Genomic DNA, 15,757 nt, shown 5'->3' with positions numbered 1-15,757 from the left:
CATGGCACTCGGAATCGACTACGCCCGCCAGGACTGTTCCCTGGCCCGTGCTCTGGAACTGGTCGGCGAGCGCTGGACCATGCTCATCGTGCGCGACTGTTTCTTCGGCGTCCGACGCTTCGGCGATTTCCAGGTCCACCTCGACATTTCCAAGGCGGTTCTCGCCCAACGCCTCGGCGCGCTGGTCGACGCGGGGCTGCTCGAACGGCAAGCCCGAGCCCTCGACGGCGGACACGACGACTACGTCCCGACGCCCGCCCTCGAGCGACTGTGGCCTGCCGTCTTCGCCCTGAGCTACTGGGGTGAGGAACAGACCGCGAAACCCGCAGGGAGGCGTCGACGATTCCTGCACGCGGACTGCGGAACCGACCTCGGGAAACTGGGCATGTGCCCCGAATGCGGGGTGGCGCCCGAGCCCCGCGACATCGACACCGACATCGGGCCCGGGTACGACCCCGACACGCGATCCGACGAGGTGTCGATGCAGCTGCGGACGCGTCGACGCTTGCTCACGCCTCTGCGGTGAGCGAGGTGCGTCAGTTCGGGACGTGAGCCTCGTGGCCGAGGTTGCGCAACGCCGCTCGTATCTTGTGTGCGGCCTCGTCCTGAGATTCGGCCGACGGATTCGGGTCGGCACCGGAGATGTCGAAGTTGCCCATGTCGTAGGCCGGGAACACGTGCAGGTGCAGGTGCGGTACTTCGAGCCCGGCGATGAGTAGGCCCGCTCGGGGAGCGTCGAACGCAGTCCTGACGGCCTGACCGATGATCTGTGCGACGGCAGTGATCTTGGCGAACGCGGCACCGTCGACGTCCTGCCACTGGTCGATCTCCGCACGTGGAACCACCAGTGTGTGGCCCTGCGTGACCGGCGCAATCGTCAGAAACGCGACCACGTCGTCGTCCTGCCAGACGAAACGTCCCGGAATCTCGCCGGCGATGATCTTGCTGAAAATGGAAGCCATGGGAACAGGATGCACTACCGGGTTCGGGTGGGTAGAGCTCCGCTCCTGCATCTCCCAGCCAATTGCCAGGTCCATCGCAGGGCGATGCAAGGTCCGGGCTCGATTCTGGTCCACATGACAACGAATTCCCTCGCACGAGCAGCAGGCCAGCGGCCCGGCTCGAACGCCACTGCCACTCTCGAGGTGGTCATTCCGGTCTACAACGAAGAAGCCGATCTCGAACAGTGCATTCGTCGTCTGCACGAGCACCTCGAGGACCGAATCCCGTTCCGGTCCTCGATCACGATCGCCGACAATGCCAGCACCGACGGAACGCTCGCCGTCGCGCATCGACTCGCCGACGAGATCGACGGAGTCCAGGTTCATCATCTGGACGAGAAGGGACGCGGCCGGGCACTCAAAGCCGTGTGGCTGGCCTCGGACGCCGATGTCGTGGCCTACATGGACGTCGATCTCTCGACCGACCTCAACGCCCTGATGCCGCTCATCGCACCCCTGATGTCCGGTCACTCGGACCTCGCCATCGGGTCGCGGCTGAACCGATCGTCTCGGGTGGTCCGCGGGGCCAAGCGTGAATTCATCTCGCGCAGTTACAATCTCATTCTGCGCACCTCGCTGCGCGCGCGCTTCTCGGACGCGCAGTGCGGCTTCAAGGCCATGCGTACCGATGTCGCGCAGAAGTTGCTCCCGCTGGTCGAAGACACCGGCTGGTTCTTCGACACCGAATTGCTGGTCATCGCAGAAAAAGTGGGCCTGCGTATTCACGAGGTGCCCGTCGACTGGGTCGACGACCCGAACAGCAGCGTCAACATCGTCGACACCGCCGTCAAGGACCTGCAGGGGTGCTGGCGCGTCGGCCGAGCCCTTGCCACCGGAGTACTGCCTGTCGCCGAACTACGTCGAAGCCTGGGACGGGAGCCGCTCGTGCCCGGTGTACCGCACGGAATGATCAGCCAGATGGTGCGATTCGGCATCATCGGCGTTGCCAGTACCGTCGCCTATGCACTGCTGTACCTCATGCTGCACTCGTTGATCGGCGCACAGGCAGCGAACTTCTTCGGGCTGCTGATCACCGCGGTGCTCAACACCGCGGCGAACCGTGCGTTCACCTTCGGGGTCCGCGGATCGGACGGTGCGGGCAAGCATCAACTGCAAGGACTGGCCATCTTCGGATTCGCTCTCCTCGTCACCAGCGGATCGCTTGCGGTGCTGCACGCCTGGGTTCCCGATGTGTCACGGCACGTCGAACTCGCCGTCCTGATCGTCGCCAATCTCGTTGCCACGGTCTGCCGATTCGTCGCACTGCGGTGGGTCTTCCGTAGCTCGTTGGACGCAGGCTCGGAGTCCGCCCGTTCGGAGAAGAGCCTGTGACGACGACGATCGAGCGGCCGTCCGCGGCCGAATCGTCCGCGCCCGCGGCCACCCCGCGGTGGGAACTGATCGGGCTGGTGGCACTACTTTTCGGCACCGGCGTTGCCTATATCTGGGGACTCGGTGCCTCGGGTTGGGCCAACTCCTTCTATTCGGCCGCGATTCAGGCGGGTTCGGTGTCGTGGAAGGCCTTCTTCTTCGGGTCCTCCGACGCCGCGAACTCGATCACCGTCGACAAGCCGCCGATGTCGCTGTGGTTGATGTCGTTGTCGGTGCGCATCTTCGGGCTCAACACGTGGGCGATGCTGGTGCCGCAGGCTCTCCTCGGGGTCGCCTCGGTGGCACTGCTCCGCGCCACCGTCAAGAGACGCTTCGGCGGAGCGGCCGGTCTGCTCGCAGGCTCGGTGCTGGCCGTGACTCCGGTTGCCGCATTGATGTTCCGTTTCAACAATCCCGACGCGCTGCTCGTGCTGCTGATGATCGCATCGGTCTGGGCGCTGCTGCGAGGCGTCGAGACCGGAAAGACCAAGTGGCTGTTGATCACCGGCATGTTCGTCGGATTCGGCTTCCTCACCAAACAACTCCAGGTGATGCTTGTCGTGCCGCCGCTGGCGTTGACCTACCTGATCGCCGGGCCGCCGAAGTTCCTCACCCGATTGCTGCAACTGTTCGGTGCACTGGGCGCGATGATCGTCTCGGCCGGATGGTGGATTCTGATCGTGGAATTCTGGCCGGCGTCGTCCCGGCCGTGGGTCGGCGGTTCGCAGAACAATTCGATCCTCGAACTCACGCTCGGCTACAACGGATTCGGTCGCCTCAGTGGTGACGAGACCGGAAGTGTCACCCCCGGCCGCGGCGGTATGGGCGGCGACATGGCCGGTGGAATGGCCGGGGGCATGCCCGGCGGAATCTGGGGAGAAACCGGCATCTTCCGCATGTTCGACGCTTCCCAGGGCGGCCAGATCGCCTGGCTCATCCCGGCTGCGCTGATTCTGCTGGTTGTCGGACTCGTGTTGCGCGGCAGAGCACCTCGAACCGACGGGCAACGCGCGTCGCTGATCGTCTGGGGTTCCTGGCTGCTCGTCACCGGGCTGACGTTCAGCTTCATGGCCGGAATCTTCCACGCGTACTACACCGTTGCGCTCGCACCCGCCGTTGCCGCGCTGATCGGCATCGGCAGCGTCCTGCTGTGGCGGCAACGCGATACGTACTGGGTACGCGTTGCGATGGCCGTCGCGGTGGCGTCGACCGTGGCGATGGCGTGGGTGTTGCTGCGTCGCAGTGAGAGTTTTGTGCCGTGGTTGAAGTGGGCGATTCTCGTCGTCGGAATTCTGGCGGCGGTGGCTCTGCTGATTCCGGCGCTGACGCGAGGGAGGGTGGCAGCTGCGTCGATCATGGCGGTGATGTTCGCCGGACTCGCCGGTCCGACGGCCTACGCGGTCGATACCGTCGATACTCCACATACTGGAGCCATCGTCTCGGCCGGTCCGAACACCGGTATGCGCGGATTCGGCGGTATGGGCGAAGGTCGGGGCGGCCCGGGCGGAATGCCCGGCGGTATGCAGTTGCCTGCCGGGGTTCAGTTGCCTGCCGGAATGCAACCGCCTGCGGGTTTCCCGGGTCAGGCGGGGGCTGCCGGCGGCGACGGCGGGGCCGAGATGGGCGGAACGGCTCGGGGTATGGGCGGCGGTATGGGTGGTCTGCTCGAAGGCAGCGCACCGACCGCGGCGATCACCGAGATGCTCGAGCAGGACGCCGACTCGTACACCTGGGTGGCAGCGGCGATCGGAGCCAACACCGCGGCCGGCTATCAACTGGCCACCGAGGATCCGGTCATGCCCGTCGGCGGATTCAACGGCACCGACCCCTCGCCGACTCTCGCCCAGTTCCAGCAGTACGTCGCCGATGGACAGATCCACTACTTCATCGGAGGCGGCGGTATGCCGGGAATGGCCTCGGGTACCTCGGCCGAGATCTCGGCGTGGGTCACCGAGAACTTCACCGCGACCACGGTCGACAACGTGACGTTCTACGACCTGACGCAGTAACACCGAACCATCACGAAAGAGCCCCGCACCCTGACAGGTGCGGGGCGCTTTCGCGCCGAGCAGATAGTCTGATGCACTGTGCGCGTACTAGTCATAGGTTCCGGTGCTCGTGAGCACGCCCTCCTACTTGCGTTGAAGGCCGATCCGTCGGTCGAGAAGCTCTTCGTGGCTCCCGGCAACGCAGGCACCGCGAAGCTCGCCGAGCAGCACTCGGTCGACGTGGCCTCCGGGGAGGCGGTGACCGCGCTGGCGAAGAAACTCGACGCAGATCTTGTGGTCATCGGACCCGAGGTGCCCTTGGTTCTCGGGGTCGCCGACGCGCTCCGCGAGGCAGGCATCGCCGCGTTCGGCCCCTCCGCCGACGCCGCGCGCATCGAGGGATCCAAGGCCTTCGCCAAGGACGTGATGGCAGCAGCCGGTGTCCGCACCGCACACAGCGAAATAGTCGACTCACCCGCTTTGCTGGACGCAGCTCTCGACCGCTTCGGTCCGCACTGGGTGGTCAAGGACGACGGTCTGGCCGCGGGCAAAGGCGTCGTCGTCACCACCGATCGCCTCATCGCCCGCGATCACGCTGCCGAGCTCCTCGAGAACGGTCACCCGGTGCTGCTGGAATCGTTCCTCGACGGACCCGAGGTCTCCCTCTTCTGCCTCGTCGACGGCGAGAGTGTGGTGCCGTTGCTGCCCGCGCAGGACCACAAACGCGTCGGCGACGGAGATACCGGGCCCAATACCGGCGGCATGGGTGCGTACACCCCGTTGCCGTGGTTGCCCGAGGGTGCGGTGGAGCAGATCGTGCGCGACGTGGTGAAACCCGTTGCTGCCGAGATGGTGAAGCGCGGCGTGCCGTTCTCCGGACTGCTGTACGCCGGCCTGGCGATGGGTGCCGACGGCCCGGCCGTCGTCGAATTCAACTGCCGCTTCGGTGATCCCGAGACCCAGGCGGTGCTGGCGTTGCTCGATTCACCTCTCGGTGAGGTGCTGAACGCGACGGCAACCGGCACTCTCCCGTCGCTGCCGCCGCTGCGCTGGAAGGACGGCGCAGCCGTCACCGTCGTCATCGCCGCCGAGAACTACCCCGGTCGCCCCCGGATCGGTGACGAGATCCTCGGCTCCGACGGCGCTGGCGTCCTGCACGCAGGCACTGCGATCAAGGACGGAGTTGTGGTCTCTGCGGGCGGACGCGTGTTGAGCGTGGTCGGCACCGGATTCGACCTCACCGCCGCCCGCGACGACGCCTACTCCCGAATTGCTGGAATCCGCTTGCCGGGCAGTCACTTCCGCACCGACATCGGACTGGCTGCAGTGGAGGGTCGCATCTCGCTGTAGGTGACCTGGGTGACTCGCAGGTGCGCTGAGTGTCCACAATTTCGCCTACCACACGGGATCCCGTGTGCCGGCCGAAAAAGTGGACACTCACGTCAGTTGTCCACAGGTAGCAGCGTTATCCACATTTCTCGAATCGCCCGCCCACGAGTGGATTTCCGACGCCAGGCTGTAGTCCATGGGGGTATACACGAGGCAGCAGCTGTTGGACACCGGCGTCAGCGAGGGCGCAATTGCGTATCGGACGAGAGCCGGCACACTGACCAGGCTGCTTCCGAGCATCTACTGCACCGGCGAACCGACGTACCGGGACCGGTGCGTCGCCGCTACGCTCTGGCAACCGCACGCAGTGCTGAGCCATCTCGCTGCGGCGTGGTGGTGGAATTTGCTCGAGCACGAACCCGATCACGTGGACATCACAGTTCCTCGCACGTCGAGAACTCGCGGTCCGAAGTGGCTGCGGGCGTACCGACGCAGTCTCACCGAGTCGAGCTTCGCGGACGGTCTGCCGGTCGTGACCATCGAGCAGTCCATCGTCGACGTCGCTGTGTCGCTGACCCGGCCTGAATTAGAGCAGTTCTTCGACTCTGCGCTGAGCCGCGCGGTGAGCTGGCGCGGGGTCGCGAGGCAATGCGAGAAGTCGGCCGGGATGGCCGGTATCACCGAGGTGAGAAGGCAGCTGCGACTGTGTTGCCCGCGCACTCTGTCCGAACCCGAACGCTTGGTGGCTCGGGCACTCACGGCGGCGGGCTACTTCCTCGAGATCAACGCGGAGGTGGGGCCCTACTACGCGGATCTGATGGACCGTCGCGCTCGGGTGATCGTCGAAATCGATGGACGTGAATTCCACAGCGCACCGGGTGTGTTCACCAACGACCGCGTGCGCCAGAATGCTCTGCAACTCGACGGCTGGCTGGTGTTGCGCTATTCGGCGGCGATGGTGCTGACCGACCTGGATTATGTGGTGCGGCAGATCGTCGACACCGTACGACGTCGCCGGAAGGCACTGACGTGAGTGTCCACAATTTGTGCTGTCAGACGGGATCCCGTGGCTGCCGCGAAATAATGGACACTCAGTGCATCTGCGACGCGCGAATCGACGTCAGTAGTGTCGATCGAATGCATAGTGAATCGCAGCGATCGAAGGTCGAGCCGTTTCATGTGATGGATGTGTTCGCGGCAGCAGCCGAGCGGGCACGTACTCACGGCGATGTTCTCTCGCTCGCCGCAGGTCAGCCGTCCACCCGGGCACCCGGGCCCGTGTTGCGCGCCACCCGGGAGGCCCTGGACGCGCATCTGCTCGGGTACACCGAGACGCTCGGGATTCTGCCGCTGCGCCGGGCAATCGCCGAGTACCACAGCGCGCGGTACGGCATCACCGTCGACGCCGACGACGTGGTGATCACCACCGGGTCGTCGGGCGCGTTCACTCTGCTGTTCCTCGCTGCGTTCGACGCAGGGGATACCGTCGTCATGGCCAGGCCTGGGTATCCGGCCTATCGAAACACGTTGGCGGCGTTGGGCTGCCGGGTTGTCGAACTGGACTGCGTGGAAGAGACGCGGTTCCAACCGACCGTCGCGATGCTCGAGGAACTGCCCGAGCCGCCCGCCGGGTTGATCATCGCCAGCCCGGCCAATCCCACCGGCACGATCATCGACGCGGATGAGCTGGCCGCGATTGCGCGCTGGTGCGACGAGCACGGAACGCTGCTGATCTCGGACGAGATCTACCACGGCATCTCCTACGGCAATGCGCGTACGTCCAGCGCGTGGGAGACCTCGAAAGAATCCGTCGCCATCGGATCGGTGTCGAAGTACTTCTCGATGACAGGTTGGCGCTTGGGTTGGATGTTGCTGCCGACTCGATTGCGCAGGGCCGTCGAGCGATTGGCCTCGAACATGACGGTCTGCCCGCCGGCGATCTCTCAGGTTGCCGCCATCGGGGCGTTCACCGAGGAAGCTCGTATCGAGTTGGATTCGCACGTCGAGCGCTACGCCGTGAACAGAAGAATCCTGCTCGACGGTCTACCGGCCCTGGGCATCACCGATCTCGCACCGGCCGACGGTGCGTTCTACGTGTACGCCGATATCGCACACCTCACCGACGACTCGCGGAGTTGGTGTGCGCGTGTCCTTTCCGAGACCGGGGTCGCGCTGGCACCGGGCGTGGATTTCGACACCGTCCGCGGCAACCACACGGTGCGGTTCTCGTTCGCAGGCACCACCGCGGACGTCGAAGAAGCGTTGGAGCGACTACGTCGCATGTGAGCGTTTCCTCGTAGCAGGCTACGAGGCAGGAGTGGAGCCTGCGGAACAACAGGAAGGCCCTGCGCTCACATGCGGCGCAGCCGCTCCAATACCTCGTCGATGTCTGCGGAGTCGACGTCTCGGTGGGTCACGAAGCGCACCTTGCCCGCGACGGTTACTGCGGCGATACCCAATTCGGCCAGCTCCGCCACCGTCTGCACGGGGTCTGTGACCGATGCGAGCACGATGTTCGTCTCCGGCTCCGGCACGTCCCAGCCCTGCTCCCGCAGTCCACGGGCGAGGGTCGCTGCGTTGGCGTGGTCCGTGGCCAGATCACCGATTCGATCCAGCGCAACGAGCCCTGCCGCAGCCAGAACGCCACCCTGACGAACCCCGCCGCCCAACATCTTTCGGACGCGTCGGGCCTCGTGGATTCGCGCCGCGTCGGAGACCAACATCGAGCCGACGGGCGCTCCGAGACCCTTGCTCAGGCACACCTGCACCGTGTCGGCACCTGCAGTCAACGACGCAATCGGAACATCGAGCGCCACCGCGGCATTCCACAGCCGGGCACCGTCCAGGTGAATCCTCAGTCCCGAGTCACGTCCGGCTGCAACGAGTTCGGACCACTCGTCCGGTCCGAAGACGGTACCGCCGGCGAAGTTGTGAGTGTTCTCGAGCGAGAGCAGCGTAGTCCGCAGCGCGAAGTACGGCCCTGCGCCGCCTGCCTTGGCGCGCACGGTCGACGCGAGGGGACGGCCGGGGCCTGCGTCGTGGGGGAGGGCGTCGGGCATCCCGCCTGCCAACCACGCCGCGGTGCCGAGCTCGGATCCCAGCACATGCGCATGCTCGGGGGCCAGGAATCGATCGCCGCGCTGCAGATGCAGCATCAGCGCAATGATGTTGCCCATCGACCCCGACGGCACCCACAGTGCCGACTCGAATCCGAGCATGCCTGCGACTGCCTCTTCCAGTGCCGCCATAGTGGGGTCGTGATCGAGGACGTCGTCGCCCACTTCGGCGTCTGCCATGGCTTTTCGCATCACCGAATCGGGCCGGGTGATGGTGTCGGAGCGGAGGTCGATCGTTGGATGTGCCACGACCACTGACAATTCCATAGCGCCAAAGCAGTCCGACGAACGGCCTCGAGCTGGCACGATGACTTGAATGTCCGCAGGTCCGACCGAGTCGCAACACAAGGTGTCGGGTGCGACTCCGAAGGGGGTGCGCCGCCGCCAGGCATTGGCGTCGGCCGCTGCGGACCTCCTCGTCGAGGGTGGCTTCGACGCGGTTCGGCACCGATCCGTGGCCTCGCGAGCCGGGCTTCCGCTCGCGTCGACCACCTACTATTTCGAGTCCCTTGGAGACCTCGTTGCTGCGGCAGTCGACGTCGTCGGAACCCGTGAGATCGACGTCATGCGCGGTCGCATCGAAGACGAGGGCAAGTGCTCGAACGAAATGGAATCGACGGTCGACCTCATCGTCGACCTGCTCATCGGGCCACAGGACGGCCACGAGCAACTGATCGCACGATACGAGCGCTTCATCGCGTCGGCCCGGCATCCCGAACTGCGGGAAGTGCAACTGCGGCTGCGTGCTCAGATCGACGACCTGCTCACCGATGTGCTGCGTAGATCGGGCCGAACCGTGCAGGAAGAGCAGCTACGACGACTCGTGGCGGTGGTCGACGGAGCAGTGGTGGGCGCGCTCAGCGAAGTGGACCCCGATCCTCGTGAAATGGCGCGAAGCATGCTGTTGGCCGTCATCGACATCGTGGCACCGGCGGAACAGGTGCCGGCCGATTGACTCTGGCCCCTCAGGCCGGGGCGTTCAGCCCGAAGTCGCTCTCGCCGGACTCTGCGTCGTGGATTGGCAGCACCTCGCACACGCCGCCCTCGCAGACGGGGCCGTGGTCGTCGCCGATGATCTCCAAAGGACCGCTCATGAGCCGGCGGCGGCTTTCTGCAGGACCTCTGCGAACACCGACGGTTCCTGCGCGCCCGACACACCGAGCCGTCCGTCGATCACGAAGAACGGCACACCGCTGATCCCGTAGGCGATGGCTTGCTCCTTGTCCGCGCGCACTGCTGGCAGGAACTCCTCGGACTTCAGCGCCTCGACCACCTCGTCGCGGTCGAGGCCGACCTCCGCGGCCAGGTCGGCGAGGTCGTCGGTGCGGCCGACGTGGCGGCCCTCCTCGAAGTAGGCCGCCAGGAGCCGTTCCTTCATCTCGACCTGCCTGCCCTTCGACTTGGCGAAGTGCAGGAGCTCGTGCGCCTTGACGGTGTTGGTGTGCTGCAAGGCGTCGAAGTCGTACGCGAGCCCCTCGCCTGCGGCCAGCTCGGTCATCTGCCCCAACATCTGCGTGACCTGGGCGGCCGGCATGCCTTTGTGAGAGACGAGAAAGTCGACCTCGCTGCCGTCGAAGTCGACCGGTGTGTCGGGTGCCAGCTCGAACGAGTGGAACTCCACCTCGAGCGTTCCGCCCTCGGCGGTGAACTCCGCAGCGCCTGCCTCGAAACGGCGCTTGCCGACGAAGCACCACGGGCACGCGATGTCTGACCAGATATCGACCTTCACTGTTCGGCTCACGACGGCTCCAACATCGGAACGCGCTGCGGTTATTCCACGCTGCGGCGATGCTCGGTCCGACGGCCGAATTCGAGTCCGACCTCATCCGCGACCGACAACCGCGCCACGTAAGCTGGACGCTCGTGAGCATCCCGAATGTCCTGGCCACCCGTTACGCGAGTCCCGAACTGGTGGAGCTGTGGTCGCCGGAACACAAGATCGCCCTCGAACGGCAGCTGTGGATCGCCGTGCTCCGCGCGCAGTCCTCCCTCGGAGTCGACGTCCCCAACGCCGCGATCGACGACTACGAAGCCGTCGTCAACCAGGTGGACCTCGCGTCGATCGCCGAGCGTGAGCGGGTCACCCGACACGACGTCAAGGCTCGGATCGAGGAGTTCAACGCCCTCGCCGGCCACGAGCACATTCACAAGGGCCTCACCAGTCGCGACCTCACCGAAAACGTCGAGCAGCTGCAGATACTCCGTTCGCTGGAACACGTGCACGCGCACGGCGTCGCGGTCGCCAAGCGGTTGGCCGAGCGCGCTGCCGAGTACTCCTCGCTCGTCATGGCCGGCCGCAGCCACAATGTTGCGGCTCAGGCCACGACTCTGGGCAAGCGTTTCGCCTCCGCAGCCGACGAGCTGTTGCTGGCCCTGGCCCGGGTTCAGGAACTGATCGCTCGCTACCCACTGCGCGGGATCAAGGGCCCGATGGGCACATCGCAGGACATGCTCGATCTCTTCGGCGGCGATTCCGCCAAGCTCGTCGCACTCGAGCGCATCGTCGCCGATCACCTCGGTTTCCGGCACACGCTCACCAGCGTCGGCCAGGTGTATCCCCGCTCGCTCGATCACGAGGTCGTCTCCGCGTTGGTCCAGATCGGTGCCGGACCGTCGTCGTTCGCGCATACCGTCCGACTGATGGCAGGCCACGAACTCGTGACCGAGGGGTTCCAGCCGGGGCAGGTCGGCTCGTCGGCGATGCCGCACAAGATGAACACGCGCTCGTGCGAGCGCGTCAACGGCCTGCAGGTGGTACTGCGTGGTTACGGATCGATGGCCGCCGAGCTCGCCGGTGCACAGTGGAACGAGGGTGACGTCTTCTGTTCGGTCGTGCGCCGCGTCGCCCTGCCCGACGCCTTCTTCGCCATCGACGGTCTCATCGAGACCTTCCTGACCGTGCTCGACGAATTCGGTGCCTACCCGGCCGTCATCGCCAAGGAACTCGACCGATACCTGCCGTTCCTCGCGACGACGAAGGTGCTCATGGCAGCCGTGCGCGCGGGCGTCGGCCGCGAGACCGCGCACGAGGCGATCAAGGAACACGCCGTCGCCGTCGCACTGGCGATGCGTGAGCAGGGACAAGAACCCGACTTGCTCGACCGACTGGCCGCCGACGATCGACTCCCACTCGATCGGGCTGCCCTCGATGCTGCACTGGCAGACAAGACCGCTTTCATCGGTGCGGCCGACGCCCAGGTCAGTGCTGTCGTCTCGGCCGTGGAGCGGTTGATCGCGAAGTTCCCGGGCGGAGCGTCCTACAGCCCGTCGCCGATTCTCTAGTCAGGACAGGACGTCGGGGAGGTCGGCGACGGAGTCGATAACGTGGTCGGGCTCCATCGCGAACTCGTCCGTGATGCGGCGGTCCAGGACATCCTGACGGAACTTCCCGGTGCGCACCAGCACCCCCGTCATGCCGACGACCTGGGCGGCGAGAACGTCGTTGTCCAGGTCGTCGCCGACCATCACGACGTCGTCCGGGTCGACGCCCATCCGGTCGGATGCCGTCCGGAAGCCCAGCGGAGCCGGCTTCCCGATGGCCTTCGCGGTATGGCCCGACGCTTGTTCCATTCCGGCCAGATACATGCCGGTGTCGATGCGCAGACCGGCTCCTGTGCTCCACATCAACGACCGATGCATCGCGACGACGGGTATGCCGCGGCACAGCCAGTCGTAGACGCGACTGAGACGTTCATGGGTGAACTCCGGCCCGGCACCGCCGACAACCACGACGTCGGGATCCTCGGACGTCTCGTCGACGAATTCGATTCCCGGCATGTCGCCGGCGATCTCACCGTTGTTGATCAGCACCACCCGCGCGTCCGGATAGTTCTCACGTAGATGATCCGCGGTGAGCGACGCGGCCGTGACGATCTCGTCGGAATGGACGTCCAGCCCGACATCGCGCAGCGCTCCGGCGATCTGTTCGCGCGTCTTCGAAGTCGTATTGGTCAAGAACGCGCGGGCGATGTCCCTGCTGTCGAGAAACTTCAACGTCTCCGCGGCCCCGGGCACCGCTTGCCACGACGTCACCAGGACGCCGTCGATGTCGAAAAGAACCCCGCCGATACCCATCGGCAAACAGTAGTCGGGTTACCGAACGCCTGCAGCCTCAGTCATGTCGTCCACGTAGGGTCGAGCGCGTCCGATGCAGGCAGTGAGGAGCCGGCCGATGGATGCACAACATGTCGAGCGTCGCGCCCGCCATACGGCTGCGAGCGCACTCCTGTCGTCGATGAGTGACCGAGAACTTGCGCGGGCGGTGGCGACGGCTACTCCGCTCGGAACAGGAATCGGCGGTCGCTCGATGGAGATGGACGTCGACGGCCACCGAGTCTTCGTCAAACGTATCCCGTTGACCGACTTCGAGATGATGCCGCAGAACAGGTTCTCGACCGCGAACCTTTTCGGGCTCCCGACGTTCTATCAATACGGGGTGGGGTCATCCGGTTTCGGTGCCTGGCGCGAACTCGCCGCTCACACGATGACCACCGAGTGGGTGCTCGACGGGAAATTTCCTGGATTCCCGTCGATGTATCACTGGCGCATTCTCCCGGACTCGGCCCCCGAAGGATTCGTCGACGAGTTCGGGGGCTTGGAACGCGCGGTGACCTACTGGGAGGGGTCGCCCGCAATACGGAGTCGGTTGGAGGCCATCGGCACCTGCAAGCACAGTGTGGTGGTGTTCCTCGAACACATACCGCACACTTTGGGTGAATGGATTGCCCAGCAGCGCAACGGTTCCAACGGCGATGCGCTCTTCCTGTGGGCCGAGAACGCACTCGCGCGGACCACCGAATTCACGAGTGCGCACGGTTTCGTGCATTTCGATGCGCACTTCGCCAACATCTTGACCGACGGGCGACAACTCTATTTTGCAGATTTCGGACTCGCCTCGAGCTCGACCTTCGACCTGTCCACGCACGAGTCCACGTTTCTCTACCGACACCTGTCGTACGACCGTGTCTACACCGCCGGTCAGCTGCTCCGGACCCTGATCGCCGACCAATTCAGTGAAAGCGAACGCGACGCTTTACCGCAGAGCTGGATCGGGGGAGTGCGGCCCGAAGGCATATCGCCGGCAATCGAAGCATTCGTCGATCGTCACATCCGCCCGACAACCGTGCTGAATTCCTTTCACCGCAGCCTTGTCGACAACACCAAACTGACGCCGTTCCCCAGGGCAGAGATCGACGGGGACTGAGCACCCTAGAGTCGGTAACTGTGAACCCATACACAATTTTCGCCGAGATCATCGCCGGGACGGCCGAGTCCTCTCGCGTCCACGAGGACGAGACAGTGGTCGCGTTCATGGACATTCGGCCGCTCACCAGCGGGCACGTACTCGTGGTGCCCCGGGAGCAGTTCCGGACCCTGGCGGAGTTGCCGCCGGAAGTCGGTGCCCACCTGTTCGTCGTGGGCCAGAAAGTGGCCGCCGCTGTGCGCGCGAGCAATCCACGCGTCGCCGGCGTCAACCTGTTCCTCGCCGACGGCACGGTGGCAGGCCAGGAAATCTTCCATGTGCATCTGCACGTCATCCCGCGCATGATCGGCGACGGCTTCGGTCTCCGTGCTCGCCCGTCGTCCCCGCAGCGATCCGAACTCGACCGACTGGCGACGGAGATCGCAGCTGCCCTGTAGTGATCACGACCGAACGGAACGGGACCACCGGCAGATGTGCCGATGGTCCCGTGCCCGATACGACTACTCGGCAGTGACCTTCTGTGCCTTGGACAGTGCGTCCGCGTAGACGTTGATCGTGTTGGTGTAGCGGCTGTAGCTCTTGTTGGCGCCGTAGTCCCACAGCACCATCTGTTGCTTGTCGACGGCGGCGATGGTGTCGAAACCGGGGTAGCGGCTCGGAATGTCGGCAAGCTTCACATCAGCTGCGTTGGCAACGTCGTGGTAGACGAATGCGATATCGGCATCGACACTCGACACGTTCTCCCAGGACACCTTCTTCCAGTATCCGTCGTCGGTGCCGTCGGGGGTGTACATCTTCAAGCCCCAGCTTTCGTAGTCGCTGAAGTCCGGATCCGCAGACGGATCGAGGACGTACGCGACATCGAGGGGCCAGACTCCGACTCCGGTGAGGTCCTGGCGTTCGGAGGCAACCTTCTTGAAGTTGTCGACGGCAGCGTCGTAGTCGGCCTTGATGTCTGCCAGTTGCGGGGTGTCGAGGTCGACGCCGAGCGAGGACGCGAGTTCGGCATAGTTCTCGATGGTCTTCGCGGTCGATGTCGTGTCCAAGGTGACCCCGAGGGTCGGAGCGAGCTGATCGATCGTGTCGGCCTTGGACGAGTCGGCCGTGGTGGTCAGCTTGCCGAATTGGCCGAATCGTGGGTTGAACTCACCGATGACCAGATCCGGTTCGAGACTGGCGGCTTTCTCGAAATCGAATGTGCCCCAGCTCTCGCCGACCGATTCGATGCCGGTGAGATCGGAGCAGCTCAGAATGGGGCTGGTGCTCATCGGAGTGGTCGACCAGATGGCGATGGGCTTGATTCCGTAGGACATCAGCGCTGCGGCGGATTCCTCGTCGGCGATGATCTTGGTCGGTTGTGAATCGAGCGAAATGGTCCGTCCGCGGCCGTCGGTGTACGTGAACGGTCCTGACGCTCGGTCGACTGAGTCGACGCGGTCGTTCTCGCTGCATGCGGCTGGGTTAGCGTTCAGGTCGACGGCCTGGGTGCCGGAACTTCCCTGGTCCGCGGTCTCGCTGCCACACGCCGCGGCAGCGACGAGTACCAGGACGGAGACGCCCCCGACGAGGACGCGTGGTGGGGATCCGAGCAAGCGTGTGCTGCGGCGTCGGTGAGCAAACATGAGTCACTTCCGTTGTCGTCTGTTGGTTCGAGGTTTCGGGCGGTGCTGGAGGTGCCGTCCACTTCTCCGTGCCGCCAGATGTTAGCCTCCTCAGGGTCGACTAAGCGAGGGTAGCCTTTCCTTATGG

16 protein-coding genes are annotated in these 15,757 nt (G+C 65.0%); 10 read left to right on the top strand and 6 right to left on the bottom strand.

Annotated features, from left to right (window positions below; translation table 11 throughout):
• Position 1 precedes the first annotated feature (1 nt).
• On the top strand, positions 2–526 hold the full coding sequence (locus CH286_RS04590) for a winged helix-turn-helix transcriptional regulator (protein WP_094608480.1): 525 nt from the start codon (positions 2–4) through the stop codon (positions 524–526).
• A gap of 10 nt (positions 527–536) precedes the next feature.
• Here the strand turns inward: CH286_RS04590 and CH286_RS04585 are convergent, their stop codons facing one another.
• Entirely contained in the window at positions 537–962 is a 426-nt protein-coding gene (locus tag CH286_RS04585; RefSeq protein ID WP_094608479.1) for an HIT family protein, read from the bottom strand.
• A 114-nt stretch (positions 963–1,076) separates the two neighbouring features.
• Here CH286_RS04585 and CH286_RS04580 point away from each other — a divergent pair, with 114 nt between their 5' ends.
• From CH286_RS04580 to CH286_RS04560, 5 genes are all read left to right on the top strand, one after another.
• Positions 1,077–2,333: a bifunctional glycosyltransferase family 2/GtrA family protein gene (locus CH286_RS04580; protein WP_032405732.1), complete on the top strand. Its 1,257-nt coding sequence runs from the start codon at positions 1,077–1,079 to the stop codon at positions 2,331–2,333.
• A complete protein-coding gene (locus tag CH286_RS04575; protein ID WP_094608478.1) occupies positions 2,330–4,381 on the top strand; it encodes an ArnT family glycosyltransferase in 2,052 nt (683 codons plus the stop codon). Before CH286_RS04580 ends, CH286_RS04575 begins: the two co-directional genes overlap by 4 nt.
• A gap of 78 nt (positions 4,382–4,459) precedes the next feature.
• Positions 4,460–5,710, top strand: coding sequence for a phosphoribosylamine--glycine ligase (gene purD / locus CH286_RS04570; protein ID WP_094608477.1), 1,251 nt, complete (start codon positions 4,460–4,462; stop codon positions 5,708–5,710).
• Positions 5,711–5,885: 175 nt separating this feature from the next.
• Positions 5,886–6,722, top strand: a complete 837-nt coding sequence (locus CH286_RS04565; protein ID WP_094608476.1) for a DUF559 domain-containing protein — start codon at positions 5,886–5,888, stop codon at positions 6,720–6,722.
• Positions 6,723–6,826: 104 nt separating this feature from the next.
• Positions 6,827–7,975 (top strand): pyridoxal phosphate-dependent aminotransferase, encoded by a 1,149-nt coding sequence (locus CH286_RS04560; protein WP_094608561.1) that lies wholly within the window; start codon positions 6,827–6,829, stop codon positions 7,973–7,975.
• A gap of 65 nt (positions 7,976–8,040) precedes the next feature.
• Here the strand turns inward: CH286_RS04560 and CH286_RS04555 are convergent, their stop codons facing one another.
• Positions 8,041–9,054, bottom strand: a complete 1,014-nt coding sequence (locus CH286_RS04555) for a GntG family PLP-dependent aldolase (protein WP_255182569.1) — start codon at positions 9,052–9,054, stop codon at positions 8,041–8,043.
• A gap of 67 nt (positions 9,055–9,121) precedes the next feature.
• Here CH286_RS04555 and CH286_RS04550 point away from each other — a divergent pair, with 67 nt between their 5' ends.
• The gene (locus tag CH286_RS04550; protein ID WP_052078009.1) at positions 9,122–9,760 is read left to right on the top strand and encodes a TetR/AcrR family transcriptional regulator; all 639 of its coding nucleotides are present in this window, start codon (positions 9,122–9,124) and stop codon (positions 9,758–9,760) included.
• A 10-nt stretch (positions 9,761–9,770) separates the two neighbouring features.
• Here the strand turns inward: CH286_RS04550 and CH286_RS28125 are convergent, their stop codons facing one another.
• On the bottom strand, positions 9,771–9,899 hold the full coding sequence (locus tag CH286_RS28125) for a hypothetical protein (RefSeq protein ID WP_255182568.1): 129 nt from the start codon (positions 9,897–9,899) through the stop codon (positions 9,771–9,773).
• A complete protein-coding gene (locus tag CH286_RS04545) occupies positions 9,896–10,546 on the bottom strand; it encodes a DsbA family oxidoreductase (protein WP_094608474.1) in 651 nt (216 codons plus the stop codon). Before CH286_RS04545 ends, CH286_RS28125 begins: the two co-directional genes overlap by 4 nt.
• A gap of 122 nt (positions 10,547–10,668) precedes the next feature.
• Here CH286_RS04545 and purB point away from each other — a divergent pair, with 122 nt between their 5' ends.
• A complete protein-coding gene (purB, locus tag CH286_RS04540) occupies positions 10,669–12,087 on the top strand; it encodes an adenylosuccinate lyase (RefSeq protein WP_094608560.1) in 1,419 nt (472 codons plus the stop codon).
• On the opposite strand, the gene CH286_RS04535 is transcribed toward purB, so the two are convergent.
• A complete protein-coding gene (locus tag CH286_RS04535; RefSeq protein WP_037153978.1) occupies positions 12,088–12,879 on the bottom strand; it encodes an HAD-IIA family hydrolase in 792 nt (263 codons plus the stop codon).
• A gap of 97 nt (positions 12,880–12,976) precedes the next feature.
• On the opposite strand from CH286_RS04535, the gene CH286_RS04530 reads away from it, so the two are divergent.
• Both CH286_RS04530 and CH286_RS04525 read left to right on the top strand, forming a co-directional pair.
• Positions 12,977–14,008 (top strand): serine/threonine protein kinase, encoded by a 1,032-nt coding sequence (locus CH286_RS04530; protein WP_094608473.1) that lies wholly within the window; start codon positions 12,977–12,979, stop codon positions 14,006–14,008.
• A gap of 20 nt (positions 14,009–14,028) precedes the next feature.
• Positions 14,029–14,445 (top strand): HIT family protein, encoded by a 417-nt coding sequence (locus CH286_RS04525; protein ID WP_032405741.1) that lies wholly within the window; start codon positions 14,029–14,031, stop codon positions 14,443–14,445.
• A gap of 63 nt (positions 14,446–14,508) precedes the next feature.
• On the opposite strand, the gene CH286_RS04520 is transcribed toward CH286_RS04525, so the two are convergent.
• Positions 14,509–15,630: an ABC transporter substrate-binding protein gene (locus CH286_RS04520; protein ID WP_094608472.1), complete on the bottom strand. Its 1,122-nt coding sequence runs from the start codon at positions 15,628–15,630 to the stop codon at positions 14,509–14,511.
• Positions 15,631–15,757 lie beyond the last annotated feature (127 nt).

It is taken from the genome of Rhodococcus sp. WWJCD1 (genome assembly GCF_002258735.1).
Taxonomy (GTDB): domain Bacteria; phylum Actinomycetota; class Actinomycetes; order Mycobacteriales; family Mycobacteriaceae; genus Rhodococcoides.
Note: the sequence above shows the minus strand (reverse complement) of the source record. Positions and strands in the feature narration are given on the sequence as shown.